20 protein-coding genes are annotated in these 23,668 nt (G+C 71.7%); 9 read left to right on the top strand and 11 right to left on the bottom strand.

Features of this window, described 5'->3' with window-relative positions:
* Positions 1 to 209: 209 nt before the first annotated feature.
* The 6 genes from ppsA to QM788_RS18550 all read left to right on the top strand — a co-directional run bounded on the left by ppsA (position 210) and on the right by QM788_RS18550 (position 8,071).
* Positions 210 to 2,606 (top strand): phosphoenolpyruvate synthase, encoded by a 2,397-nt coding sequence (gene ppsA, locus QM788_RS18575; RefSeq protein WP_415662927.1) that lies wholly within the window; start codon positions 210 to 212, stop codon positions 2,604 to 2,606.
* Positions 2,607 to 2,727: 121 nt separating this feature from the next.
* On the top strand, positions 2,728 to 4,914 hold the full coding sequence (locus QM788_RS18570) for a S46 family peptidase (protein ID WP_415662926.1): 2,187 nt from the start codon (positions 2,728 to 2,730) through the stop codon (positions 4,912 to 4,914).
* 13 nt (positions 4,915 to 4,927) lie between these two features.
* Entirely contained in the window at positions 4,928 to 5,809 is an 882-nt protein-coding gene (locus tag QM788_RS18565; RefSeq protein ID WP_415662925.1) for a LysR family transcriptional regulator, read from the top strand.
* On the top strand, positions 5,806 to 7,152 hold the full coding sequence (locus tag QM788_RS18560) for a hypothetical protein (protein WP_415662924.1): 1,347 nt from the start codon (positions 5,806 to 5,808) through the stop codon (positions 7,150 to 7,152). The genes QM788_RS18565 and QM788_RS18560 overlap by 4 nt, the downstream gene beginning before the upstream one ends.
* 26 nt (positions 7,153 to 7,178) lie before the next feature.
* Positions 7,179 to 7,733, top strand: coding sequence for a DUF1566 domain-containing protein (locus tag QM788_RS18555; RefSeq protein ID WP_415662923.1), 555 nt, complete (start codon positions 7,179 to 7,181; stop codon positions 7,731 to 7,733).
* A gap of 8 nt (positions 7,734 to 7,741) precedes the next feature.
* Complete coding sequence (locus QM788_RS18550) at positions 7,742 to 8,071, top strand: YnfA family protein (protein ID WP_415662922.1); 330 nt, start codon at positions 7,742 to 7,744, stop codon at positions 8,069 to 8,071.
* Between the two features lie 30 nt (positions 8,072 to 8,101).
* Here QM788_RS18550 and QM788_RS18545 read toward each other — a convergent pair whose 3' ends face one another.
* The 8 genes from QM788_RS18545 to QM788_RS18510 form a co-directional block, all read right to left on the bottom strand.
* Positions 8,102 to 8,416, bottom strand: a complete 315-nt coding sequence (locus tag QM788_RS18545) for a protease inhibitor I42 family protein (RefSeq protein ID WP_415662921.1) — start codon at positions 8,414 to 8,416, stop codon at positions 8,102 to 8,104.
* A 6-nt stretch (positions 8,417 to 8,422) separates the two neighbouring features.
* Positions 8,423 to 8,887, bottom strand: coding sequence for a hypothetical protein (locus tag QM788_RS18540; RefSeq protein WP_415662920.1), 465 nt, complete (start codon positions 8,885 to 8,887; stop codon positions 8,423 to 8,425).
* A 14-nt stretch (positions 8,888 to 8,901) separates the two neighbouring features.
* Positions 8,902 to 10,005 (bottom strand): C1 family peptidase, encoded by a 1,104-nt coding sequence (locus QM788_RS18535; protein ID WP_415662919.1) that lies wholly within the window; start codon positions 10,003 to 10,005, stop codon positions 8,902 to 8,904.
* Positions 10,006 to 10,307: 302 nt separating this feature from the next.
* Positions 10,308 to 11,462 carry an L-lactate dehydrogenase gene (locus QM788_RS18530; protein ID WP_415662918.1) on the bottom strand — a complete coding sequence of 385 codons (1,155 nt, stop codon included), beginning with the start codon at positions 11,460 to 11,462 and terminating at the stop codon, positions 10,308 to 10,310.
* A gap of 69 nt (positions 11,463 to 11,531) precedes the next feature.
* A complete protein-coding gene (locus QM788_RS18525) occupies positions 11,532 to 12,449 on the bottom strand; it encodes a LysR substrate-binding domain-containing protein (protein ID WP_415662917.1) in 918 nt (305 codons plus the stop codon).
* 405 nt (positions 12,450 to 12,854) lie between these two features.
* Complete coding sequence (locus QM788_RS18520) at positions 12,855 to 13,862, bottom strand: choice-of-anchor A family protein (protein WP_415662916.1); 1,008 nt, start codon at positions 13,860 to 13,862, stop codon at positions 12,855 to 12,857.
* Positions 13,863 to 14,067: 205 nt separating this feature from the next.
* On the bottom strand, positions 14,068 to 16,398 hold the full coding sequence (locus QM788_RS18515; RefSeq protein ID WP_415662915.1) for an ATP-dependent DNA helicase: 2,331 nt from the start codon (positions 16,396 to 16,398) through the stop codon (positions 14,068 to 14,070).
* Positions 16,398 to 17,594 (bottom strand): DNA polymerase Y family protein, encoded by a 1,197-nt coding sequence (locus QM788_RS18510; RefSeq protein ID WP_415662914.1) that lies wholly within the window; start codon positions 17,592 to 17,594, stop codon positions 16,398 to 16,400. Before QM788_RS18510 ends, QM788_RS18515 begins: the two co-directional genes overlap by 1 nt.
* 124 nt (positions 17,595 to 17,718) lie before the next feature.
* Here QM788_RS18510 and QM788_RS18505 point away from each other — a divergent pair, with 124 nt between their 5' ends.
* Positions 17,719 to 18,171, top strand: coding sequence for a YidB family protein (locus tag QM788_RS18505; RefSeq protein WP_415662913.1), 453 nt, complete (start codon positions 17,719 to 17,721; stop codon positions 18,169 to 18,171).
* An 18-nt stretch (positions 18,172 to 18,189) separates the two neighbouring features.
* On the opposite strand, the gene QM788_RS18500 is transcribed toward QM788_RS18505, so the two are convergent.
* The 3 genes from QM788_RS18500 to QM788_RS18490 all read right to left on the bottom strand — a co-directional run bounded on the left by QM788_RS18500 (position 18,190) and on the right by QM788_RS18490 (position 20,974).
* Complete coding sequence (locus tag QM788_RS18500; RefSeq protein ID WP_415662912.1) at positions 18,190 to 19,836, bottom strand: PhoH family protein; 1,647 nt, start codon at positions 19,834 to 19,836, stop codon at positions 18,190 to 18,192.
* Positions 19,837 to 20,001: 165 nt separating this feature from the next.
* Positions 20,002 to 20,481: a peroxiredoxin gene (locus QM788_RS18495; RefSeq protein WP_415662911.1), complete on the bottom strand. Its 480-nt coding sequence runs from the start codon at positions 20,479 to 20,481 to the stop codon at positions 20,002 to 20,004.
* 118 nt (positions 20,482 to 20,599) lie between these two features.
* Complete coding sequence (locus QM788_RS18490; RefSeq protein WP_415662910.1) at positions 20,600 to 20,974, bottom strand: Mth938-like domain-containing protein; 375 nt, start codon at positions 20,972 to 20,974, stop codon at positions 20,600 to 20,602.
* 114 nt (positions 20,975 to 21,088) lie between these two features.
* Between QM788_RS18490 and QM788_RS18485 the strand changes: the two genes are divergently transcribed.
* Positions 21,089 to 22,315 carry a pyridoxal phosphate-dependent aminotransferase gene (locus QM788_RS18485; RefSeq protein ID WP_415662909.1) on the top strand — a complete coding sequence of 409 codons (1,227 nt, stop codon included), beginning with the start codon at positions 21,089 to 21,091 and terminating at the stop codon, positions 22,313 to 22,315.
* A gap of 10 nt (positions 22,316 to 22,325) precedes the next feature.
* Entirely contained in the window at positions 22,326 to 23,645 is a 1,320-nt protein-coding gene (locus QM788_RS18480; protein WP_415662908.1) for a homoserine dehydrogenase, read from the top strand.
* Positions 23,646 to 23,668: the final 23 nt, after the last annotated feature.

The raw sequence follows: 23,668 nt of genomic DNA, 5'->3' as shown, positions 1-23,668 counted from the left end.
CAGCCGACCCACTCGGCCGCGGGCGGTTACGGTGGGGTACGAACCGCCTAGAATCCGCCGCAATTCCTCGCGGTCAGCCCCATGCGCGCCTCCCTCCCCCCAGAAGAATCCAGAAATGGACGGAGCCGCGCCTGCCTTGAGCATCCCTGCTCGGCGCCGGGCCAGGACACCGCGGCGGCCCCGGTTTTTCAACCTCCCGGAGTTTTTTCATGTCCACCCTGTTCGAGGCGACCGCCCTGGTCGTACCGTTTGAGAACCTGAGGATGAGCGACGTCGAGTCTGTTGGCGGCAAGAACGCCAGCCTCGGCGAAATGATCTCGCAGCTCGCCGCCAGCGGTGTGCGCGTGCCCGGCGGCTTCGCCACCACGGCGCACGCCTTCCGGCATTTCCTGAAGCACGAGGGGCTGGACGCGCGCATCGCTGCGCGGCTGGCCTCGCTGAACACCGACGACGTGCGCGCGCTGGCCGAGGCCGGCGCCGAGATCCGCGGCTGGATCGAGAGCCAGCCCTTCCCGGCCGACCTGGAGGCCGCCGTGCGCGCGTCGTTCGCGCAGCTGACGGCGGACAACCCGGGCGTGTCCTTCGCCGTGCGCTCGTCCGCGACGGCCGAGGACCTGCCCGACGCCTCCTTCGCCGGCCAGCAGGAGACCTTCCTGAACGTGGTCGGCATCGACGAGGTGCTGCACAAGATGCGCGAGGTGTTCGCGTCGCTGTACAACGACCGCGCGATCAGCTACCGCGTCCACAAGGGCTTCGCGCATGGCGACGTGGCGCTGTCGGCCGGCGTGCAGCGCATGGTGCGCAGCGACCTGGGCTCGGCCGGCGTGATGTTCACGATCGACACCGAGAGCGGCTTCCCCGACGTGGTCTTCATCACCTCCAGCTACGGCCTGGGCGAGACGGTGGTGCAGGGCGCCGTGAACCCGGACGAGTTCTACGTCCACAAGCCGGCGCTGAAGAACGGCAAGCAGGCGCTGATCCGCCGCAACCTGGGCTCCAAGCTGATCCGCATGGAGTTCGCGTCGCCCGAGGAAAAGGCCGCCAGCGGCAAGCTGGTGAAGACCGTGGACACGCTGCCCGAGCACCGCAACCGCTACTCGCTGAACGACGCGGAAGTGACCGAGCTGGCGCAGTACGCGATGATCATCGAGCAGCACTACGGCCGCGCGATGGACATCGAGTGGGGCCGCGACGGCGTCGACGGCAAGCTCTACATCCTGCAGGCCCGCCCGGAGACGGTGAAGAGCCAGGCCACCGGCCAGGTCGAGCACCACTACAAGCTCAAGGCGCACAGCGCCGTGCTGGCCGAGGGCCGTGCCATCGGCCAGAAGATCGGCACCGGCCCGGTGCGGCTGGTCGAGAGCGTCGCCGAGATGGAGCGCGTGCAACCGGGCGACGTGCTGGTCACCGACATGACCGACCCGAACTGGGAGCCGGTGATGAAGCGCGCCAGCGCCATCGTCACCAACCGCGGCGGCCGCACCTGCCACGCGGCCATCATCGCCCGCGAGCTCGGCATCCCGGCCGTCGTCGGCTGCGGCGACGCGACCGACAAGCTCAAGGACGGCCAGCTCGTCACCGTGGCCTGCTCGGAGGGCGACACCGGCTACATCTACGACGGCCTGCTGGAGACCGAGGTCAGCGAGGTGCACCGCGGCGAGCTGCCGTACTGCCCGATCAAGATCATGATGAACGTCGGCAACCCGCAGCTGGCGTTCAACTTCGCGCAGATGCCCTCGGGCGGCGTGGGCCTGGCGCGGCTGGAATTCATCATCAACAACAACATCGGCGTCCACCCCAAGGCCATCCTGGACTATCCGAACATCGACGCCGACCTGAAGAAGGCCGTCGAGTCGGTCGCCCGCGGCCATGCGTCGCCGCGCGCCTTCTACGTGGACAAGCTGGCCGAGGGCATCGCCACCATCGCGGCGGCCTTCTTCCCGCGCCCGGTCATCGTGCGGCTGAGCGACTTCAAGTCCAACGAGTACCGCAAGCTCATCGGCGGCACCCGCTACGAGCCGGACGAGGAGAACCCGATGCTGGGCTTCCGCGGCGCGTCGCGCTACATCAGCGGCGAGTTCCAGGACGCGTTCGCGATGGAGTGCGAGGCGCTGAAGCGGGTGCGCAAGGACATGGGCCTGACCAACGTCGAGATCATGGTGCCCTTCGTGCGCACCGTGAAGCAGGCGGCCAAGGTGGTGGACATGCTGGCCGAGAAGGGGCTGAAGCGTGGCGTCGAGGGCCTGCGCGTCATCATGATGTGCGAGGTGCCGAGCAACGCCATCCTGGCCGAGCAATTCCTGGAGCACTTCGACGGCATGTCCATCGGCTCCAACGACCTGACGCAGCTGACGCTGGGCCTGGACCGCGACTCCGGCCTGGAGCAGCTGGCCGGCGACTTCGACGAGCGCGACCCGGCCGTCAAGGCGCTGATCTCGCGCGCGATCCGCGCCTGCCGCGCGACCGGCAAGTACATCGGCATCTGCGGCCAGGGCCCCAGCGACCACCCGGACTTCGCCGAATGGCTGGCCGAGGAGGGCATCGTGTCGATCTCGCTGAACCCGGACACGGTCATCGACACCTGGCAGCGCCTGGCGGCGGGCTGACCGCGCCGGCCCGGGGCGGCTTCTGCGGCGCATGCCGCGGGCCGTCCTGGCTTTCAGCACAGGGGCGGGGCCGCGGCTTCACGGTAGGCTCGCGGCTTCGCGTCATCACCGCCCCTTTGCCATGAACCGCCATTCCCTCTCGCTGCTGGCCGCCGCCGTGCTGGCCGCCGCCACCGCCCATGCCGAAGAAGGCATGTGGATGCCCAAACAGCTGCCGCAGATCGCCAAAGCCCTGAAGGCCGGCGGCCTGGCGCTGGACCCCCGGACGCTGAACGACCTGACCGCTTTCCCGATGGGCGCCGTCGTCTCGCTGGGCGGCTGCACGGCCAGCTTCGTGTCGCCGCAGGGCCTGGTGGTCACCAACCATCACTGCGCCTACGGCAGCATCCAGTACAACTCCCGGCCTGACCGCGACCTGCTGAAGCAGGGCTTCTACGCCGCCACGCTGGCCGACGAACTGCCCGCCGCGCCAGGCAGCCGCATCCTGGTCACCGTGGACATGAAGGACGTGTCCGCCGACATCCTCGACGCCAGGACGTTGGCGCTGGACGGCAAGGCCCGCAGCGACGCGATCGAGGCGACCGAGAAAAAGCTCGTCGCCGCCTGCGAGGCCGATGCCGGCCACCGCTGCAACGTCTACGCCTTCTTCGGCGGCCTGCAATACCAGCTCATCAAGCAGCTGGAGATCCGCGACGTGCGCCTGGTGCATGCGCCGGCCACCGGCGTGGGCCTGTTCGGCGGCGATGCCGACAACTGGGTCTGGCCGCGCCACACCGGCGACTACAGCTTCTACCGCGCCTACGTCGGCCCGGACGGCAAGCCCGCCGAGTTCAGCAAGGACAACAAGCCCTACCTGCCCAGGCACCACCTGAAGCTCGCGTCGCCCAAGACCAGCCCGCTGAACGAGGGCGACTTCGTCATGGTGGCCGGCTACCCGGGCCGCACCAACCGCCACCGCCTGCCGGCCGAGGTGGACTTCGCGTTCGGCTGGGAGCAGCCGGCGCGCATCCAGGCCATGGGCGAGTCCATCGCCCTCATCAAGGCCGAGACCGCCGGCCGACGCGACGGCGAGATCCGCATGGCCTCGCGCATGCAAGGCCTGCAGAACTACTTCAAGAATCTGGAAGGCCAGCAGCAGAGCTACGCGGGCAGCGACATCCTGGCGCGCAAGCAGGCCGGCTTCGACCGGCTCACCGCCTGGATCCACGCCGACGCCCGGCGCCAGGCGCGCTACGGCGCCGACCTGGCCGCCACGCAGCGCCTGCTGGCCGAGCGCCAGGCCACGGTGCGCGCCGAGCACCTGATGGGCTTCATGTCGCCCGCGCTGCTGAACGCCGCGCGCCAGCTCTACGAGGCCGCCGAGCAGCGCGCCAAGCCGGACGCCGAGCGCAAGAGCGGCTTCCAGGAGCGCGACCTGCCGCGCCTGAAGGCCGCGCAGCAGTCGCTGGACCGCCGCTACGACGAGCCGAGCGACAAGCGCCTCGCCGCCCACTTCCTGGCGCAGTACCTGGCCCAGCCGGCCGGCACGCTGAATGAAGCCTGGCTCGGCGCGCTGGGCCTGAAGGCCGGCCAGGACGAGGCCGCCGTCCGCGCGCAGCTGGACAAGCTCTACGCCGGCAGCCGCCTCGCCGACACCGCCACCCGCATGGCCTGGCTGGGCAAGGACGTGGCCGCCTTCAAGGCCAGCGACGACGCCTTCATCCGCGCCGCCGTGGCGCTGTACGGCGACGACCAGAAGCGCGAGGACCGCGACAAGGAACTCGGCGGCCAGCTGCAGAAGGCCTATGCCGGCGTGCAGCAGGCCATGATCGACTACCACGCCAGCCGCGGCGAGGCCGTCTACCCCGACGCCAACGGCACGCTGCGCATCAGCTTCGGCAAGGTGCAGGGCCGCACGCCCGGCGCCGACGGCGGCACCTGGACGGCGTTCACGACGCTGCGCGGCATCGTTGCCAAGCACAAGGGCCCGGACGAGGCGGGCGGCGAGTTCAACGCGCCGGCCGAGCAGCTGGCCGCCATCCAGGCGCGCCAGTTCGGCGACTACTACGTCAAGGCGCTGGACTCGGTGCCGGTGAACTTCCTGTCCACGCTGGACACCACCGGTGGCAATTCCGGCAGCCCGGTGCTGAACAAAAAGGCCGAGCTGGTGGGCCTGCTGTTCGACGGCACGCTGGACGCGGTGATCTCCGACTGGGACTTCAACCCCCGGATGGTCCGCAGCATCAGCGTCGACGCGCGCTACATGCTGTGGCAGATGCGCACCGTCGACCGGGCCACGCGGCTGCTGGACGAAATGGGCATCCGCTGAGGCCCGGCCGCGCATGGCCGGCGACAACCTGCGCGACCTCCAGGCCTTCCTGGCGGTGTCCGAGGCGCACAGCTTCACCCGCGCCGCGGCGCGGCTGGGCGTGTCGCAGTCGGCGCTGAGCCAGACCATCCGCGGGCTGGAGGAGCGCATGGACATGCCGCTGTTCGTGCGCACCACGCGCCGGGTCTCGCTGACCGAGGCCGGCGAGCGCCTGCTGGCGCTGGTGGGCCCGGCGATGGAGGAAATCCGCCAGGGCCTGGCGCAGATGAGCGCGCTGCGCCGCCGCCCGGCCGGCACGCTGCGCATCTCGGCGGACGAGTACGCCGTCCACGCCGTGCTGTGGCCGGCGCTGCCGGCCTTCCTGGCCGCCTACCCGGACATCAAGGTCGAGATCACCACCGACTACGGCTTGACCGACATCGTCGGCCAGCGCTACGACGCCGGCGTGCGCCGCGGCGGCCTGGTCTCCAAGGACATGATCGCGGTGCGCATCGGGCCGGACATGCCGATGGCCGTCGTCGGCGCGCCGGCCTACTTCGAGCGCCGCGGCCGGCCCCGGCTGCCGGAGCAGCTCATCGAGCACGACTGCATCAACCTGCGCCTGCCGGCGCAGGGCCTGTACGGCTGGACCTTCCGCAAGGGCGGGCAGGAGCAGCGGCTCAAGGTGGACGGGCAGCTGGTGCTCAACAGCCTGTTGCAGATCGTCGAGGCGGCGCGGGCCGGCCTGGGCCTGGCCCACGTGCCCGAGGCGCTGGTGCGCCCGCACATCGAGTCCGGCGCCCTCGTCGAGGTGCTGCGCGACTGGCGCCACACCTACGAGGCCTACCATCTCTACTACCCCAACCGCCGCAAGCCGCCGGCCCTGGAACTGCTGGTGGAGGCGCTGCGGGCATGACGCGCCGGCTCGCCACCCTCACCGCCTGCCTGGCCGCGGCCCTGGCGCTGGCGGCCTGCGCGCCGCTGGCGCCGCGCCCGCCCGGCGCCGAGCAGGCCGCGCCGCGCCCGACCGCCGCCGACTTGCTGGCGCTGCAGCCGGGGGACCTCAGCTGGCCCGCCACGTCCACGGCCGGCGAGCGGGCGCAGCGCGAGCAGGCGCTGGCCGGCATCCGCGCGGTGCTGGCGCTGCCACCCGGCCCCGCGCGCGACGCGGCGCTGCCGGCGCTGTTCGACGCCGTGGCCCACTACAACGCCGAGGCGGACGCCGCGCGGCCGCTGCTGCTGGCGGCGCTGCCCACGCTGGGCACGCGCGACGCCGAGACGCAGCGCGCGCTGCTCACCGCCGCGCACACGCTCTACCCCGCCGAGGCCGCGCCGCTGCTGTGGCCGCTGCTGCCGCAGCTCGGCGCCAGCAAGCCCTTCGCGATCGCCGCCTACACGCTGCTGCAGGCCGACCCCGGCGCCGCGCCGCGGTTGGCCGCGCTCGTGCCGGCGCAGTTCCCGGGCTGGGCCGACGACGCGCGGCTGCTCGCGCTGATGCAGCGCCTGCAGCCGCCGCCGGCCGCCGCGCCGCCGCCGCTGGCCGAGCTGCTGGCCGCGCCGCTGCGCCCGGGCTTCCCGGTCATCTACAGCCTGCAGCGCCCCGGCCGCCAGCGCATGGGCCTGGCGCTGGTGCGCGGCGCCGACGGCCGCTTCGTGCGCGACGCGGCCGGCCGGCTGTTCACGTCGCCGCAGCTCGCGCTCGCGCGCAGCGGCCTGCCCGGCACCCTCACCAACGGCAACACGCCGCAGGGCCTGTTCACCATCGTCGGCGCCGGCACGGCCCGCAACCCCGACATCGGCCCCACGCCCTATCTGCACAGCAAGCTGCCGATCGAGGCCACGCCCGCCGAGTTCGAGCACGTGGACGCCACCGGCGCCGCTGCCTGGAGCGAGGCGCTGTACGACAGCTACCTGTCGCCGCGCTGGCGCGCCTGGGCGCCGTTCAAGGAAGCCTGGCTGGCCGGCCGCGCCGGGCGCGACGAGCTGCTCATCCACGGCAGCACCATCAACCCCGCCTACCACGCCGGCGCGGCCTATTTCCCCGGCACGCCGCAGCAGGGCTGCCTGGTGTCCGGCGAGGACTGGGACCCGGCCACCGGTCGCCTGCTCGCCAGCCGCCATCTGGCGCTGGCCCAGGCCTATGCCGCCGCGGGCGCGCGGGCCGACCTGGCCGGCTACCTGGTCGTCGTCGAGCTGCCGGGCGATGGCGAGGTCACGCCGGCCGAGGCGCAGGCGCTGGTGACGGCGGCGGGGCGCTGAGCGCGCGTTCTGGCAGCATGGGCGCCATGCGACCCTTTGCCCTCCTTGCCCTCGTCACCGCCGCGCTGGCCTCGGCCGCCGCGTCCGCCACCCCCGCTCCGGCGCTCGCGCCCAGCGCCGACGGCCAGGAGCTGCTGGACGCCGCCAGCGGCCACGCCTGGGCGCGCTGCGTCGAAGGCATGCAGTGGGACGGCCGCGGCTGCCTGGGCCGGCCGGCGCTGTTCACGCACGCCGAGGCGCTGGCGATGGCCCGCGCGCGCAGCCAGGCGCAGGGGCGGACCTGGCGCGTGCCGCGCGTGCAGGAGCTGCGCCAGTTCGGCGAGCGGCTGGCGCGCGCGCCGCAGCCGGCCGCGCTGGCGCCGGCCGCCCCGGCGGGCTGGTACTGGACCAGCACCGTGCGCATCGACAGCGAGGCGGTGAACCCCTACGCCTACGGCAACGTGCAGCGCGGCAGCACCGGCGCGCGCAGCGACCGGCTGGTGCTGCAGACCGGCTGGGCGGTGGACCCGCGCAGCGGCGAGGCGCGCGGCGACCTGCCGCGCCGCGAACGGCTGCCGCTGCGGCTGCTGCGCGTGGAGTGAGCGCCGCCATGCTCAAGACCCTGGGCTTGTTCATCGCCACCGCGCTGGCCGAGATCGTCGGCTGCTACCTGCCCTGGCTGTGGCTGCGCCAGGGCGGCCCGGCCTGGCTGCTGCTGCCGGGCGCGGCCAGCCTGGCGCTGTTCGCGTGGCTGCTGTCGCTGCACCCGACGGCGGCCGGGCGCGTCTACGCGGCCTACGGCGGCGTCTACATCGGCGTGGCCATCGTCTGGCTGATGTTGGTGGACGGGGTGAAGCCGACGCTGACCGATTGGCTCGGCGTGGCGCTCTGCCTGGCCGGCATGGCGGTCATCATGTTTGGGCCGCGCGCGGCGGCGTGAGCGGCGCGCGCAGCCCCTCCCGCCGTCCCGCTAGGTGACTTCCAGCGTCGCCGAGAAGCTGGATGGCGGTGTGTCGTCCGGCGCCCAGGCGCGGCGCAGCGCCGCGTTGACCGCGTGGCACCCCGGCGCGATGGCGCGCAGGCGCAGCACGCGCTCGCCGCCGCCGCCGGGGGCGCTGCCCGCGGGCACCTGCTCATCCGCCAGCAGGCTCAGGCCGGGCGGCACGGCCAATTCCCAGCGGTAGCCCGTCGTCGGGTTCTCGGGCAGCCGCAGCAGCACGTCGTCGCCGACGGTGGCGCGCAGGGCGCCGCCGTGCTGCGCCTGGGTCAGCAGATGCTCGGCCATGGCGGGCTACCAGACGTAGGCTTCGTGGATCATGCCGTCCGCTTCGTCGCGGTAGTTGTACGGCGCCTGTGCCTGCTTGGCGTGGGCGCCGAGCAGGGTGAGGGCCATGACCGCGCTGTCCGAGTTGTTGGCCAGCTTCTTCCAGCCGACGCCGTTGACATGGACCCAGGCGTTGCGGTTCTGGTTCATGGACCACAGCGCGGTGACGCGCTTGTCGTTGTTCCAGGCGGTGATGCCGCCGTCGCCGTCGCCCGAGGCGTTCAGCGAGTCGGGCGTCAGCGTGGGCGCGCCGTCCGCCGCGCCGCTGCCCGCGCTGTCGCTGGTGTCGTCGGCCTGGGGCGGGGTCAGGGAGGGGGCTTGGTCGCTCATGGCGCTTCCTTCGGTGGTGGTCTGGAGGTTGGAGGGGTCGCGCATCGGCATGCCGGCATTGCCCGCCGCCTTCTTGCTGCCGCATCCGCAGTCGTTGCTCATGGTGAACCTCCCGTTCAGAACACGTAGGCCTGCTTGATGACGCCGCCTTCCTGGTAGACGTTCACCAGGCTCTTCGTCAGCTTGGCGCTGGACAAGAGGGTCAGCAGGTCGATGAAGATGTTGTCGTTGTCGAAGGCGATGCGCCTCCAGCCGATGTTGCCGTCGAGGTAGACCCAGGCGTTGCGGTTCTGGTCGATGCTCCACAGGCCGAGCACCTTGCGGCCGTTGAGCCAGCCGGTCTCGATCACGCCGTCCACGGCCCACATCTGCGCGTCGATGCCGCACTGGCCGTAGGCGATGTTGAAGAAGCCCTGCGCGCCCCAGTTGGTGCCCCAGCTGTTCTTGCAGATCCAGTAGCCCCCCGCGTCGTTGTAGCCGACGACGCAGACGCAATGGCCGCCTGCCGCCGCGCCGCTGACGTGCTTGTAGACCCCGCTCTTGTACGAGAAGAAATCGTTGTAGACCGTGAAGGCGGCGGACAGCGGGCCGCGCGTCGACAGCCAGGTCTTCATCTCGGCCGCCGTGTTGATCGGGTGCCAGTTGCTGATCTTGGTCAGGCGGTTCTGCCAGTCGGCACAGCGGTTGCTGCAGTTCTGGTCCGCGGCGGTGTAGGGGTAGCAGGCCTCGTCCGCGACGCCATCCGTCTTGAACGCGTCCAGCCCCTTGTCGCACCACCAGCCGTTGTTGCAGTTGCGGCCCTGGGCCCGCGCGATGCAGTAGAACAGGTGGGCCTCGGAGAGATCCACCGCCAGGCTGGCGTCGTCGCGCTGCACGCGGAACGTGCCTTCCACCGCGGCGGCGCTGCCGAACGCGACGCAGGAGCCGCAGCCGCCCTGGTCCTTCACCGGGGTGATGAAGTTCTTGCCGCCCACGTTGCGCAGGTCGTAGGACGCCGGGGCGCCCTCGGCGGACAAGGCCATCGCCGCGTCGCGGTTGGCTGCCGCGGCGCGTTCGCGGTCCAGCAATTCGGCTTCGCCACCCGGCGGCGTGGCGCCGAGGCGCAGCCGCTTATCCTGGTCCGGCAGTTCGGACACGCTCGTCACGCCCGCCTGCCAGGCTTCGCCTGCCTGGGCCACCGCGCTTTGCAGGGCGGCCGCATCCATTTTCTCGAGTGCCATGGGACTGTCTCCCGCGAGTCGATTCGGGTCCCGGGCAGGGCGATCTCCCTGGCGGAACCGCGCCGGAGGACTCGCTCTCGGCGCGGCCGCATCGTGTGCCCGGGCGCCGTGCGATGCCATCCGCAAGCGGAGGGAAGCCGCCCCGAAACAGTCCACAAGATTGAGGTGAAGGCGCGTCGCCATCGACTTCGCCTCATCAAGCCGCAGGATCGGCGCGCCCTCGGGGGAGGAGAACCACGGCGCGCAGAACCCGTGGCGGGCCACCCCGCGCCGCTTGAGCCGCGCGGCTGCGGGCCGGCGTCTCAGGCCGCCGGGTAGCTGCCCGGCACCAGGATGTCCCGCGTCACGTTCGTCAGCTGCGTGTGGCCGCAGAAGGCCATGCTGACGTCGAGTTCCTTGTGGATGATCTGCAGCGCCTTCGTGACGCCGGCCTCGCCCATCGCGCCCAGGCCGTAGGCCATCGCGCGGCCGATCATCGTGCCGCGGGCGCCCAGCGCCCAGGCCTTCAGCACGTCCTGGCCGGAGCGGATGCCGCCGTCCATCCAGACCTCGGTCCGGCTGCCCACCTCGGCGGCGATGGCCGGCAGCGCGTGGATGCTGCTGGGCGCGCCGTCCAGCTGCCGGCCACCGTGGTTGCTGACGACGATGGCGTCGGCGCCGGCCTGCACGGCGAGCTTGGCGTCCTCGACGTCCATGATGCCTTTCAGGATCAGCTTGCCGCCCCACTGTTCCTTGACCCAGGCGATGTCGGCCCAGGACAGGCGCGGGTCGAACTGCTCGTTGGTCCAGGCCGACAGCGAGCGCATGTCGCTCACGCCCTTGACGTGGCCGACGAGGTTGCGGAAGGTGTGGCGCTTCGTGCCCGCCATGCCCAGCACCCAGCGCGGCTTGGTGGCCAGGTTGATGAGGTTGGCCAGCGTCGGCCGCGGCGGCGCGGTGAGGCCGTTCTTCAGGTCCTTGTGGCGCTGGCCGATGACCTGCAGGTCCAGCGTCAGCACCAGGGCGGAGCATTTGGCGGCCTTGCAGCGGCCGATCATGCGCGCCATCGCGTCGCGGTCGCGCATCATGTAGAGCTGGAACCAGAAGGGCGCGGACGTGTGCTCGGCGATGTCCTCGATGGAGCAGATGCTCATCGTCGACAGCGTGAACGGGATGCCGAACTTCTCGGCCGCGCGCGCGGCGTGGATCTCGCCGTCGGCGTGCTGCATGCCGGTCAGGCCGACGGGCGCGATGGCCACGGGCATCTTCGCGTCCTGGCCGATCATCTTGACGGCGGTGCTGCGGCCTTCCATGTTGACGGCCACGCGCTGGCGCAGCTTGATGGCCTGGAAGTCGCTCTCGTTGGCGCGGTAGGTGGTCTCGGTCCAGGAGCCGGAGTCGGCGTAGTCGTAGAACATGCGCGGCACGCGTTTCTCGGCGAGCTGGCGCAGGTCTTCGATGCAGGTGATGACGGGCATGGCGGCGGGCTGGGTTGCGGGTGGCCGCGATGCTAGGGCCGCCGCGTGCCCGGCGCGTCGGAAAAAACCTCAGGCCGCAGCGGAAGAGTTTTCCGCGGCCAGCGCCGCGCAGTGCGCGTGCAGCCAGGCCGCGAAGGCGTCGGCGGCGGGCCCGGGCCGGTGCGTCACCAGCCCGTAGTGCCGCTCGGCCGGCACCGCCAGCGCGAACGGACGCACGAGGCGGCCCTCGGCCAGTTCGTGCCGGGACAGGCTGAGCCGCGCCAGCGCGACGCCCTGGCCGGCGAGTGCTGCGGCCAGCACCAGGCCGAGGTCGACGAGGCGGGCGCCGGCGTCCGGCTCGGGCACGCCGTCCAGGCCGGCGGCGCGCAGCCACGGCGCCCAGGGCTGCAGCGGCGTGCGCAGCAGCGGCAGCGCGAGCAGGTCGGCCGGCGCGCGCAGCGCGGCGAAGCGGGCCAGCAGCGCGGGCGCGGCCAGCGGCGTGAGGCGGTCGTGCAGCAGCACCTGGGCGGGGGCGAGGTCGTCCGGCACGGCGCCGTGGCGGATCTCCAGGTCCGCGCCCGCGTCGCCCTCGGCCAGCAGCGGCACGGACAGCGTCAGCTCCAGCTCGACCTGCGGGTGCGCCGCCGCGAAGCCGGGCAGCGCGGGCACGAGCAACTGGCGCGCGAACGTGGGCGTGGAACTCACGCGCAGCCGCTCGCGGCGCCCGCCCGGGCGGCGGTGCAGCGGCATGGCCTGCAGCAGCGCCAGCGCCTGGCGCACCTGCGGCAGGTACTCGTGCCCGGCGGGCGTGAGCGCCAGGCCCCGGGGCGGCTGGCGCAGGAACAGCGGCTGGTCCAGCCGCTCCTCCAGCCCGGCCACGCGCTTGGCGACGGCGCTGGCCGTCAGCGCCAGCTCGGCGGCCGCGGCCTCGAAGCTGCCGGCGCGCGCCACGGCGTCGAAGGCGAGCAGGGCGTCCAGCGAGGGCAGGCGGATGGGGCGGGTGGGCATGCGGGCATCGTATCCAGCGGTGTGGGGGTTGCTGGTGTTGCTGCTGGTGTTTGTGCCGGTGTTGGGCTGGGCGCAGGAGGGCGGGGAGCCCTCCTGTTCAGCGTTGCGCTCAGTCGTCGCCGCGAAAACCCGCTGGTGGAAGCGCCGGGATGCGGGGATGGGTAATTGCGCAGGTAAAGGAGGAGGGCCGCGCAGCGGCCCGGGGGACACGGAGCAATTGCCCATCCCCGCGTCCCGGCGCCAGCCCGGCCTTCCCGTCAGGTGCCTGCCCTGAGTGAACATCCCAAAAACAAACGCCGCCACGCGCACTGGAAACTCCAGGCAGGGTGGCGGCGGCAGACCCCGGGGCGCGCCCGGGGCCTTGGGGGAAGGCGGCGCCGATGCCGGCGGCCGCCTTCCGGCAGATCAGCGCGACTGGCGACGGCGGCGGGCCAGGGTGCCCACGGTCAGCAGACCGGCCATCAGCATGGCGTAGGTTTGCGGTTCCGGCACCGGCGAGGTCGGGGTGAAGTGCTCGTAGCCGATTTCCAGCTTGCGGCCATCCGCGTCCGCGCCCAGCGAGTCGGCGATCAGCATGCCTTCCAGGTGGCCGGAGCCGCTGACGGCGGCGTTCACCGCGAGCACGCTGCCGTTCACGAAGGTGTTGACGTTGACGCTGGTGGCGTTGACCAGGTTGAACACGATGCGGTCGCGGAACGAGGCCAGCGGGTCCGTCGAGTCGCCCTTGTCGCCACCGAAGTCGCCGGCGAAGGTGACGTTGGTCAGCGTGCTGTTGATGACGATGTGGGCGCCGGCCTTGATGTTGCTCAGCGACAGGTTGGTCAGGGCGGTGTCGCCGAGGTTGAAGACCTGCACGTCGGACGTGCCGTCACCGACCAGCGAGACGCCGCCACCGACGACCGAGAAGCTGCCGTTGGCCGCTTCGGACGCCAGGCTGTTGGACAGGCCGCCGAGTTGCGACTTGGCGGCGGCGAAGTCGAGGTAGTTCGCGTTCTTCGTCGCGGTCTTGTATTGCCAGTCGGCCGCCTGCAGCGTGCCGCCGTAGACGATGTCGCCGGTGTTCAGCTGGCCGGGGATCCAGGGGGCGGTCGACGGGCCGATGGTGGCGTTGGTGTCGACATCGTAGGTCGGGCCGTTGTAGACCATGCCGTGCGTCATCGTCACGTTGCCGCCGACCACGAGGGACGGTGCCGTGGAGCCGTAGGCATTGCGGTAGCCGATGTCGAAACCGTTCGTCAGGTCGCCACCGACGGCCAGGCGGCCTTCCACGTCGGCAGCGTTCGTGACGTTGCCGAAGAAGAAACCGCTGTAGCCGTTGGCGGCGCCGAAATCGATGACGGGCACGGCTTGCGCAGCGCCCGCAGCGGCCAGCAGCGCGACGGCGGCGATGCGGTTCAGGGTCATGAATGCCATGGAATTGTCCTTTCCTCGTGGTGTTGAATATTCGATGCCCGTTGAACTGGTTTGCAACCGGTATCTGCCGCTTTTCAGCTCCATTGACTGGTATTGAATTGGCTCTTTGGGCGGGTCGGATTCTCTGGGCGAATCTTGAGATTTGTGACCCCCGGGGTCAGGGGGGCTGTTGTCGGGATGTGCGCTGCGTCACGCGCGGCGGGCGTCACAGCCGCCACCAGGCGGGCAGCAGCGCGCGTACTTCGGGGCGGCGGTAGCGCCGGTCCAGCAGCCACACCCAGCCCCGGTCGTCCACCGAGCGCAGCACCCGGCCGGCGGCCTGCACCACTTTCTGCAGGCCGGGCACGAGGTCGGCATAGCCGTGGCCGGGGCCGAACAGCGCGTCCAGCCGCTCGCGCACCTGGTCCTGCAGCGGCGACACCGGCGGCAGGCCGAGCGTGGCGATGAAGGCGCCGATGAGCCGGGTGCCGGGCAGGTCCACGCCCTCGGCGAAGGCGCCGCCCAGCACGGCGAAGCCGATGCCGCGGCCGCCCGCCGCGAAGCGCTCCAGGAAGGCGCGGCGCGCGGCGTCGCCCATCGTGCGGGACTGGCGCCATTGCGGCAGCGCCGGGTGGCGCAGCGCCAGCCGCTGGGCGGCCTGCTCCAGGTAGTCGAAGCTGCTGAAGAAAGCGAGGTAGTTGCCGGGGTGCGCGGCGAACTGCGCGGCGAGCAGGTCCACCAGCGGGTCCAGCGAGGCCTGGCGGTGCTCGTAGCGGGTGGACAGCCGGTCGGCCACGCGCACGCTCAGGTGCTCGGGCGGGAAGGGCGCGGGCAGGTCGATCCACGCGGCGTCGTCCGGCAGGCCGAGCAGCCGGCGCGGGTAGTCGGGCGGGCCCAGCGTGGCCGAGAACAGCGTGACGCTGCGGCAGGCCGCGAAGCGCTCCTTCAGGAAGGGCGCGGGCACGATGTTGCGCACGGACAGCAGCAGGTCGCGCACATCGCCGGTGTCGACGGGCGGCTCGTCGTCCAGCAGCGACAGGGTCTGCGGCGCGCCGGCCTCCGCCGCGCGGCCGGCGCTGCGCTGCAGGTCGCACAGCGAGTGCGTGTCCAGCCGGTCCAGCAGTCGCTGCAGGCCCAGCACCTCGAAGTAGAACTCCAGCACCGCGCCCACCTCCAGCGGGTGGCGCTGCACATGCTCGCCCAGCGCGGTGTTGGCGCGCTGCAGCGCGTCGGCCAGCGGCTCGGGCAGCTGGGGCAGCGGCTGGTAGTCCGCCGCCGCCGGGCCGCTGGCGAGCCGGGCCAGCTCGCCGGCCAGGCGGCGCAGCGGCGGCTGCAGCGCCCGGGGTGCGGCGGCGACGGCCTCGCGCACGCGGGCCAGGCTCAGCGCGCCGCTGTACATGTCCCGCGTTCGGGCGACAAGGTTGTGCGCCTCGTCCACCAGCAGCGCCAGCGTCCAGCCCTGGGCCTGGGCCAGGCCGTGGAGCTGGCCGTGGGGGTCGAAGGCGTGGTGCACGTCGGCGACGACGACGTCGGCCCAGCGCAGCATCTCCTGGCCCAGGTAGTAGGGGCAGATGCCGTGCGCGAGCGCGATGCGGCGCTGCGTGGCGGGGTCCAGCCAGGCGGCGGCCGCGGCCTCGGCGCGGGCGGCGGGCAGGCGGTCGTAGAAGCCGTGGGCCAGCGGGCAGGCGTCGCCGTGGCAGGCCTTGCCGGGGTGCTCGCAGGCCTGCTCCTTGGCGACGAGGGCGAGCACGCGCAGCGGCAGGCCCGGGCTGGCGCGGCGCACGGCCTGCAGCGCCTCCAGCGCGGGCAGGCGCCCGGTGCCCTTGCAGGTCAGGTAGCCGATCTTGTCCAGCCGCTGGCTGGGCATGGCGCGCAGCAGCGGGTAGAGCGTGCCCAGCGTCTTGCCGATGCCGGTGGGCGCCTGGGCGAGCAGGCAGCGGCCCTGGCCGGCCGCGCGCCAGACGGCCTCGGCCAGCAGGCGCTGGCCCGGGCGCATCTCGCCGAGCGGGAAGGGCAGGGTGGCCAGCGCGGTGTCGCGCGCGGCGCGGTGCGCGGCTTCCTGCGCGGCCCAGGCCTCGAACTGGCCGCAGCGCGCCTCGAACGCGGCCTGCAGCGCCGCGGCGGGCGCGGTCTCGCGCAGCACGGTCTCGTGCTGGGTGTCGGCGTCCACGTAGACCAGCGCCAGCTCCAGCTCGGCCAGGCCGCGGTCGGCGGCGATGAGGGCGCCATACGTCTGCAGCTGCGCCCAGTGCAGCGCGCGGCGGTTCTCGGGGACGAGCTCGACGGGGCCGCGCACGGTCTTGATCTCCTCCAGCCGGTTGACGTCGGCCTCGTAGCCGTCGGCGCGGCCGCGCACGCGCAAATGGCCGTGCCGGCCTTCCAGCGGCAGCTCGGTCTCGTAGCCCGGCGAGCGCCGCGCGATCACGGCCAGCTGGCCCGCCTGGCCTTCCAGCGACGTGGCGGACGGCGTGAAGCGGCGGTCCAGGCTGCCGCGCTTGGCGGTGAACTCGCAGAGGCTGCGCACCGAGACGGTGTAGTGCCAGTCGGGCGCGGCCATCAGAAGAGCGAGAGGTTTTCCCGCCCGGGCGGGCCGGCGCGCGCGGCGGCCGGCACCTCGCCGGCGGGCACGAGGTTGCCGATGCGCACGCCCATCAGCCGCAGCCGCTTGTCGAAGCTGACGCGCTTCAGGCACAGGCCGGCGGCGCGGCGGATGTCGGCGGCGCTGGCGATGGGGCGCTCGAGCGTCTGGTCGCGCGTGACGGTGACGAAGCCCTCGAAGCGCAGCTTGATGCCCACCGTCTTGCCCGCGTAGCGCTTGCGCGCGAGGTCGCCGGCCAGGCTCTCGCACAGCTCGTCGAGGATGCGGCCCAGCAGCGCGCGGTCATGCACCGCGTGCAGGTCGCGTTCGAAGGTGGTCTCGCGGCTGATGGAGACCGGCTCGCTGTGCGTGACGACGGGGCGTGCGTCGCGGCCGTGGGCGGCGTCGTGCAACCAGCGGCCGTAGCTCTCGCCGAACTGCTCGACGAGCCAGGCGGGCGCGGCGGCGGCGATCTGGCCGATCGTCTCGATGCCCAGCCGGGCCAGCTTGTCGCCGGCCTTGGGGCCGATGCCGTTGACCTTGCGCACGGCCAGCGGCCAGATGCGCGTCGGCAGCTCGTCCATCGTCAGCACGGTGATGCCGTCGGGCTTGTCCAGCTCGCTGGCGATCTTGCTGAGCAGCTTGTTGGGCGTGATGCCGATGGAGCAGGTCAGCCCGGTCGCGCGGCCGACCGAGTTCTTGATCTCGCGCGCCACGGCCTTGACGCCGCCGAGCGGGTCGTGGCCGACGGCGTCGCGCACGCCGGGCACGTCGGTCAGGTCGATGTAGATCTCGTCGATGCCGCGGTCCTCGATGACCGGCGCCACCTCGGCCACGGCGGCCTTGAACAGCCGCGAGTACTTGCGGTAGCTGTCGAAGTCGGCCGGCAGCAGGATGGCGTCGGGCGCGCGCAGCGCCGCCTTCATCAGCCCCATGGCCGAGAACACGCCGAGGTCGCGGGCCGCATAGGTGCTGGTGGTGACGACGCCGCGGCCGGTGTAGTCGCGCAGCCGGGCGTAGCGCCAGCTGCCGTCCGCCAGCTGCCGGGGCGCGTCCGCGCGCCGCCCGCCGATGACGACCGCCTGGCCGCGCAGCTGCGGATAGCGCAGCAACTCGACGGACGCGTAGAAGGCGTCCATGTCGAGGTGGGCGATCCAGCGGTCGGGCTGCGGCATGGTGCGCGGCATTGTCCGGGCGCGCGTTGACAGCCGCTGGCAGCAGCGGCCGGGGGGCGCGGGCGTGTTGGCCTATGCTCGCGCCGCGGCCCCGGGCCGTGCCCTTTCTTTTTTGGAGACTTCGATGGGACTTCTCGACAACATCCTCGGCGCTGCCACGCAGGCCCTCGGCAGCCAGCAGGCGCAGGGCGACGGACCGAACTGGATGGCGCTGATCGCCGGGCTGCTGGCCAACGGCTCGGCCCAGGGCGGGCTGGCCGGGCTGCTGCAGCAGCTGCAGGCCGGCGGCCTGGGCGAGCAGCTGCAGAGCTGGATCTCGACCGGCGGCAACCTGCCGGTGTCAGCCGACCAGCTCAGCAGCGCGCTGGGCGGCGCGGGTGGCCTGCTCGGCCAGCTGGCGCAGCAGGCGGGCGTGTCGCCGGCCGAGGCCGGCAGCCAGCTCAGCCAGTGGCTGCCGCAGATCATCGACATGCTGACGCCGGACGGCCAGCTGCCGCAGCAGGGCGCGGGTGCCGCCGGCGGCGGCCTGGGCGACCTGGCCGGGATGCTGGGCGGCCTGCTCGGCGGCCAGCGCTGAGCCGGCGGCCCTCCAGCGCTACAGCACTTCCGACGCGAAGTCGGCGAGCCGCGAGCGCTCGCCGCGCGCCAGCGTCACGTGGCCGCTGTGGGCCCAGCCCTTGAAGCGGTCCACCGCGAAGGTCAGGCCCGAGCTGCCCTCGGTCAGGTAGGGCGTGTCGATCTGCGCGAGGTTGCCCAGGCAGACGATCTTGGTGCCCGGGCCGGCGCGCGTGATCAGCGTCTTCATCTGCTTGGGCGTCAGGTTCTGCGCCTCGTCGATGATGACGAACTTGTTCAGGAAGGTGCGCCCGCGCATGAAGTTCAGGCTCTTGATCTTGATCTTGCTGCGCACCAGGTCGTTGGTGGCCGCGCGGCCCCATTCGCCGGCCGACGAGCCGCCCTTGGCCAGCACCTCCAGGTTGTCGTCCAGCGCGCCCATCCACGGGCCCATCTTCTCCTCCTCGGTGCCGGGCAGGAAGCCGATGTCCTCGCCCACCGGCACCGTCACGCGGGTGACGATGATCTCGCTGTAGCGGCGGTCGTCGAACACCTGCGCCAGCGCGGCGGCCAGCGTCATCAGCGTCTTGCCGGTGCCGGCGGTGCCGGTCAGCGTGATGAAGTCGCACTCCGGGTCCATCAGCAGGTTGAGCGCGAAGTTCTGCTCGCGGTTGCGCGCCGTCACGCCCCAGACGGCATGCTTCTGGTGGCCGTAGTCCTTCAGCGTGCGCAGCACGGCGGACTTGCCGGTGATCTCCGTGACCTTGGCGTACAGCGGCGTGGCGTCGGGCGCCTCCAGGTAGACCAGTTCGTTGACCAGCAGGCTGGGCACCAGCGGGCCGCTGATGCGGTAGTAGGTGGTGTTGCCCTGCTGCCAGCTCTCGACGGTCTTGCCGTGGCGCTCCCAGAAGTCGGCGGGCAGCGCCTGCACGCCGGTGTAGAGCAGGTCGGAGTCCTCCAGCGTCTTGTCGTTGCGGTAGTCCTCCGCCGGCAGGCCCAGCGCGCGGGCCTTGATGCGCATGTTGATGTCCTTGGACACCAGCACCACCTCGCGGCCCGGATGGCGGCTCTTGAGCGCCTGCACGACGCCGAGGATCTGGTTGTCCGCCTTGCCCTGCGGCAGGCCTGGCGGCAGCGGCGTGTCGATCAGCTCGGTCTGGAAGAACAGCTTGCCCTCGGCCTCGCGGTGGCCGGTGCCGGCCAGCGGCAGGCCCTTGGCCATCTCCTGGATGCCGCTGGTCTGCAGCGTGGCGGCGAGCTGGTCCAGCTCGCGGCTGACCTGGCGCACGTTGCGGGCGACCTCGGTCATGCCCTTCTTGTGCCCGTCCAGTTCCTCCAACGTGATCATCGGCAGGAAGACGTCGTGCTCCTCGAAGCGGAACAGCGACATCGGGTCGTGCATCAGCACATTGGTGTCCAGCACGAACAGCTTGGCCGGGCCGGCGGCCGCGGCCTTGCGCGCGCGCCTGGGCGCGGCGGCCTGGGCCGGCGCTTTGGTTGGCAGCTTGGCGGCGGGGGCTGAGGCCGGCTTGGCGGCGGCCGGCGCGGGCGGCAGGCGCAGCACCTCGGCCGTGGGGGCGGTGGCGGCGGGTGCTGCGGCGCGGGGTTTGCTGGGGGTCAGGTTGGCCGGGTAGGCGGTGGCTTCGAGGCGGCTGGCGCGTTGTGCGGGAGGCTTGGGCAGTGGCATGTACGGCTAGAGCGGCGGAAGTGAACCCCACGCGGTCCCGGCGCCAGAAAGCAAAAAGCCGCACAGGATGAGTGCGGCTTTTCCAGTCTGAGGCGAGGAGGCGACCCGGGGCATGCGCCGATTATGCACATCCGCCGGGGCGCGCCGGCTCGCCAGCGAAGCGGCTCAGGCGGCTTCCTTCTTGAGGCCCTTGACGGCCTTCAGCACCTCGTCGACGTGGCCCGCGACCTTGATGCCGCGCCATTCGCCGACCAGGATGCCGGTGGGGCTGATCAGGAAGGTCGAGCGCTCGATGCCCTTGACCTTCTTGCCGTACATGATCTTGTTCTTGACCACGCCGAACATGTGGCAGAGCTTTTCCTCGGTGTCGGCGATCAGCTCGAAGGGCAGCTCCAGCGCCTGCTTGAACTTCTCGTGCGAGGCCATGTTGTCGCGCGAGACGCCGAGCACGACCGCGCCGGCCTTCACGAAGTCCTTGTGGCGGTCGCGGAACTGCATCGCCTCGGTGGTACAACCGGGCGTGTTGTCTTTCGGGTAGAAATACAGCACGACCGACTTGCCCAGGAAGGCGTTGCCGGTGAACTTCACGCCGCCGGTGGCTTGAGCCTCAATTTCCGGCAGGGGTTTGTTGAGCGCAGGCGTCATTGGGGGGTGCGGCAGAGTTGGGCTCGCGGGGTCCCCGGTTCGTGCGCAAAGTCACGCGGGCGCCCGCAGGCAATAGCCGGCGATTATAAAGCCTCGCCCCGTCGCCCGGCCGCCCGGGTCATCGCTCGATGAGCAGCGCCGCCAGCACGTTGCGGCCTTCGCTGGCCAGCACGGTGTAGGTGCGGCAGGCGGCGGCGATGTCCATCACCTCGAAGCCGATGCGCGCCGCCACCAGTCCCCGCCACAGCTCGGGGCGGGGAAAGCGCAGCCGCGCGCCGCTGCCGAAGACGACCAGCTCCGGCCGCAGCGCCAGCATCGCTTCGAAATGCGCGGGCTGAAGTTCCTCGAAGCGCGAAGGCGGCCAGGCGGCGACTTCGCCCCGCCACGGCACCAGCACGCTGGCCGTGTGCGGCCGGCCGTTGACCCAGATGCTCTGGGCGTCATGGCGGGAGATGCTGTTGCCGCCCTGCGGCTCGTCGAGCTGGAACTTCATGGGGAACGGGGGCGAGAGGGGGCGGGAGGGCCGGGGCGCGAGTGTCGCGCACAACGGCCTTCGCGCCCGGCACCTGCTTAAACTGCACGGTCCCCTTTTTGCAGTGCAGCAACCGTGAAACCCATCGCCAAATCCAGCAAGCTCGCCAGCGTCAGCTACGACATCCGCGGCCCGGTGCTGGACAAGGCCCGGCAGATGGAGGAAGAGGGCCAGAAGATCATCAAGCTGAACATCGGCAACACGGCGGTGTTCGGCCTGACGCCGCCGGACGAGATCGTGCAGGACATGATCCGCAACCTTGCCGACGCCGGCGGCTACACCGACAGCAAGGGCCTGTTCGCGCCGCGCAAGGCGGTGGTGCACTACACGCAGCAGAAGGGCATCCGGGGCGTCACGGTGGACGACGTGTACCTGGGCAACGGCGCGTCCGAGCTGATCCAGATGGCGATCAACGCGCTGGTCAACGACGGCGACGAGATCCTGATCCCGGCGCCGGACTTCCCGCTCTACACCGCCGTCGTCGGCCTGTCCGGCGGCCGCCCGGTGCACTACCGCTGCGACGAGGGCGCCGGCTGGCTGCCCGACCTGGATGACATCGCCGCCAAGATCACGCCGCGCACCCGCGCCATCATGGTCTGCAACCCGAACAACCCGACCGGCGCGCTCTACCCCGACGACCTGCTGCTGGGGCTGATCGAGCTGGCGCGGCGCCACCAGCTCATCGTCTTCGCCGACGAGATCTACGACAAGGTGCTGTACGACGGCGCGACGCACACCAGCATGGCCTCGCTGGCCGACGACGTGCTGTTCGTCACCTTCAACGGCCTGTCCAAGAACTACCGCTCCTGCGGCTACCGCGCCGGCTGGATGGTGGTCAGCGGTGAGAAGCGCCACGCCCGCGACTACATCGAGGGCCTGAACATGCTGGCCTCGCTGCGGCTGTGCGCGAACACGCCGGGCCAGCTCGCCATCCAGACCGCGCTGGGCGGCTACCAGAGCATCAACGACCTGGTCGCGCCCACCGGCCGCCTGGCCCGCCAGCGCGACCTGGCCTACGAGCTGCTGACGCAGATCCCCGGCGTCAGCGTCGTCAAGCCGAAGGCGGCGCTCTACATGTTCCCGCGCCTGGACCCCAAGGTCTACCCGATCACCGACGACCAGCAGTTCGCCTACGAGCTGCTGGCCGAGGAGAAGGTGCTGATCGTGCAGGGCACCGGCTTCAACTGGCCCGAGCACGACCACTTCCGCCTCGTCTTCCTGCCCAACGTGGACGACCTGCGCGAAGCCGTGGGCCGCATCGACCGTTTCCTGGCCGGCTACCGCCGGCGCGTTTCCTCCTGAGTCCCCGCGTATGAAACCCATCCAAGTCGGCCTGATCGGCCTCGGCACCGTCGGCGCCGGCACCTTCCACGTCCTGCAGCGCAACCAGGCCGAGATCCGCGGCCGCGCCGGCCGGGGCATCGAGGTGGTGATGGTGGCGGCCCGTAATGCCGCGCGCGCGGCGGCCTACCAGGCCGTCGTCGGCGACGGCGTGCGCTGCGTCGCCGACCCGCAGCAGCTCGTGGACGACCCGGCGCTGGACGTCGTCGTCGAGCTGATCGGCGGCATCGAGCCCGCGCGCACGCTGGTGCTGCGCGCCATCGCCAACGGCAAGCACGTCGTCACCGCGAACAAGGCGCTGCTGGCGCTGCACGGCACGGAAATCTTCGAGGCGGCGCGCGAGCGGGGCGTCACCGTCGCGTTCGAGGCGGCCGTGGCGGGCGGCATCCCCATCATCAAGGCGCTGCGCGAGGGCCTGACGGCCAACCGCATCGAGTGGATCGCCGGCATCATCAACGGCACGACCAACTTCATCCTCTCCGAGATGCGCGGCAAGGGCCTGGACTTCGTCACCGTGCTGAAGGAGGCCCAGCGCCTGGGCTATGCCGAGGCCGACCCGACCTTCGACATCGAGGGCGTGGACGCCGCCCACAAGCTCACCATCATGAGCGCGATCGCCTTCGGCGTGCCGGTGCAGTTCGACAAGGCGCACGTCGAGGGCATCAGCGCGCTCCAGGCCACCGACATCCGCTACGCCGAGCAGCTGGGTTACCGCATCAAGCTGCTGGGCATCACGCGCCGCCGCGAGCACGGCATCGAGCTGCGCGTGCACCCGACGCTGATCCCGGCCAGCCGGTTGATCGCCAACGTCGAGGGCGCGATGAACGCCGTCGTCGTGCAGGCCGACGCGGTGGGCACGACGCTCTACTACGGCAAGGGCGCGGGCGCCGAGCCGACGGCCTCCGCCGTCGTCGCCGACCTGGTGGACGTGGCCCGCCTCGCCACCGCCGACCCTGGCCACCGCGTGCCCCACCTGGCCTTCCAGCCCGACGCGATCAGCGACACGCCGGTGCTGCCCATGGCCGACGTGCAGACCGCCTTCTACCTGCGCCTGGTCGTGGCCGACCAGCCCGGCGTGCTGTCGCGCATCACGACGACGCTGGCCGAGCACGACATCTCCATCGACGCGGTGCTGCAACGCGAGTCGGCGGACGGCGAGCGCCAGACCGACCTCATCATCCTGACCCACGACACCGTGGAAGGCCGCATGAACGCGGCACTCGCCAAGATGCAGGCGCTGCCGACCGTGCTCGCGCCCATCGTGCGCATCCGCAAGGAAGAACTCGCGTGATGGCCCACTCCCGAAGCGCTTCG

The organism is Roseateles sp., from assembly GCF_047654785.1.
GTDB lineage: Bacteria > Pseudomonadota > Gammaproteobacteria > Burkholderiales > Burkholderiaceae_C > Pelomonas.
Note: the sequence above shows the minus strand (reverse complement) of the source record. Positions and strands in the feature narration are given on the sequence as shown.

Excerpts from the sequence above, each read along its gene's own strand:
- QM788_RS18540 (WP_415662920.1), bottom strand. The coding sequence starts at position 8,887 with ATGAGCAACGACTGCGGATGCGGCAGCAAGAAGGCGGCGGGCAATGCC.
- QM788_RS18500 (WP_415662912.1), bottom strand. The coding sequence starts at position 19,836 with ATGCCACTGCCCAAGCCTCCCGCACAACGCGCCAGCCGCCTCGAAGCC.
- QM788_RS18520 (WP_415662916.1), bottom strand. The coding sequence starts at position 13,862 with ATGGCATTCATGACCCTGAACCGCATCGCCGCCGTCGCGCTGCTGGCC.
- QM788_RS18570 (WP_415662926.1), top strand. The coding sequence starts at position 2,728 with ATGAACCGCCATTCCCTCTCGCTGCTGGCCGCCGCCGTGCTGGCCGCC.
- QM788_RS18535 (WP_415662919.1), bottom strand. The coding sequence starts at position 10,005 with ATGGCACTCGAGAAAATGGATGCGGCCGCCCTGCAAAGCGCGGTGGCC.
- QM788_RS18545 (WP_415662921.1), bottom strand. The coding sequence starts at position 8,416 with ATGGCCGAGCATCTGCTGACCCAGGCGCAGCACGGCGGCGCCCTGCGC.
- QM788_RS18495 (WP_415662911.1), bottom strand. The coding sequence starts at position 20,481 with ATGACGCCTGCGCTCAACAAACCCCTGCCGGAAATTGAGGCTCAAGCC.
- QM788_RS18565 (WP_415662925.1), top strand. The coding sequence starts at position 4,928 with ATGGCCGGCGACAACCTGCGCGACCTCCAGGCCTTCCTGGCGGTGTCC.
- QM788_RS18480 (WP_415662908.1), top strand. The coding sequence starts at position 22,326 with ATGAAACCCATCCAAGTCGGCCTGATCGGCCTCGGCACCGTCGGCGCC.
- QM788_RS18510 (WP_415662914.1), bottom strand. The coding sequence starts at position 17,594 with ATGCCGCAGCCCGACCGCTGGATCGCCCACCTCGACATGGACGCCTTC.
- QM788_RS18550 (WP_415662922.1), top strand. The coding sequence starts at position 7,742 with ATGCTCAAGACCCTGGGCTTGTTCATCGCCACCGCGCTGGCCGAGATC.
- QM788_RS18560 (WP_415662924.1), top strand. The coding sequence starts at position 5,806 with ATGACGCGCCGGCTCGCCACCCTCACCGCCTGCCTGGCCGCGGCCCTG.
- QM788_RS18505 (WP_415662913.1), top strand. The coding sequence starts at position 17,719 with ATGGGACTTCTCGACAACATCCTCGGCGCTGCCACGCAGGCCCTCGGC.
- QM788_RS18555 (WP_415662923.1), top strand. The coding sequence starts at position 7,179 with ATGCGACCCTTTGCCCTCCTTGCCCTCGTCACCGCCGCGCTGGCCTCG.
- QM788_RS18490 (WP_415662910.1), bottom strand. The coding sequence starts at position 20,974 with ATGAAGTTCCAGCTCGACGAGCCGCAGGGCGGCAACAGCATCTCCCGC.
- ppsA (WP_415662927.1), top strand. The coding sequence starts at position 210 with ATGTCCACCCTGTTCGAGGCGACCGCCCTGGTCGTACCGTTTGAGAAC.
- QM788_RS18515 (WP_415662915.1), bottom strand. The coding sequence starts at position 16,398 with ATGGCCGCGCCCGACTGGCACTACACCGTCTCGGTGCGCAGCCTCTGC.
- QM788_RS18525 (WP_415662917.1), bottom strand. The coding sequence starts at position 12,449 with ATGCCCACCCGCCCCATCCGCCTGCCCTCGCTGGACGCCCTGCTCGCC.
- QM788_RS18530 (WP_415662918.1), bottom strand. The coding sequence starts at position 11,462 with ATGCCCGTCATCACCTGCATCGAAGACCTGCGCCAGCTCGCCGAGAAA.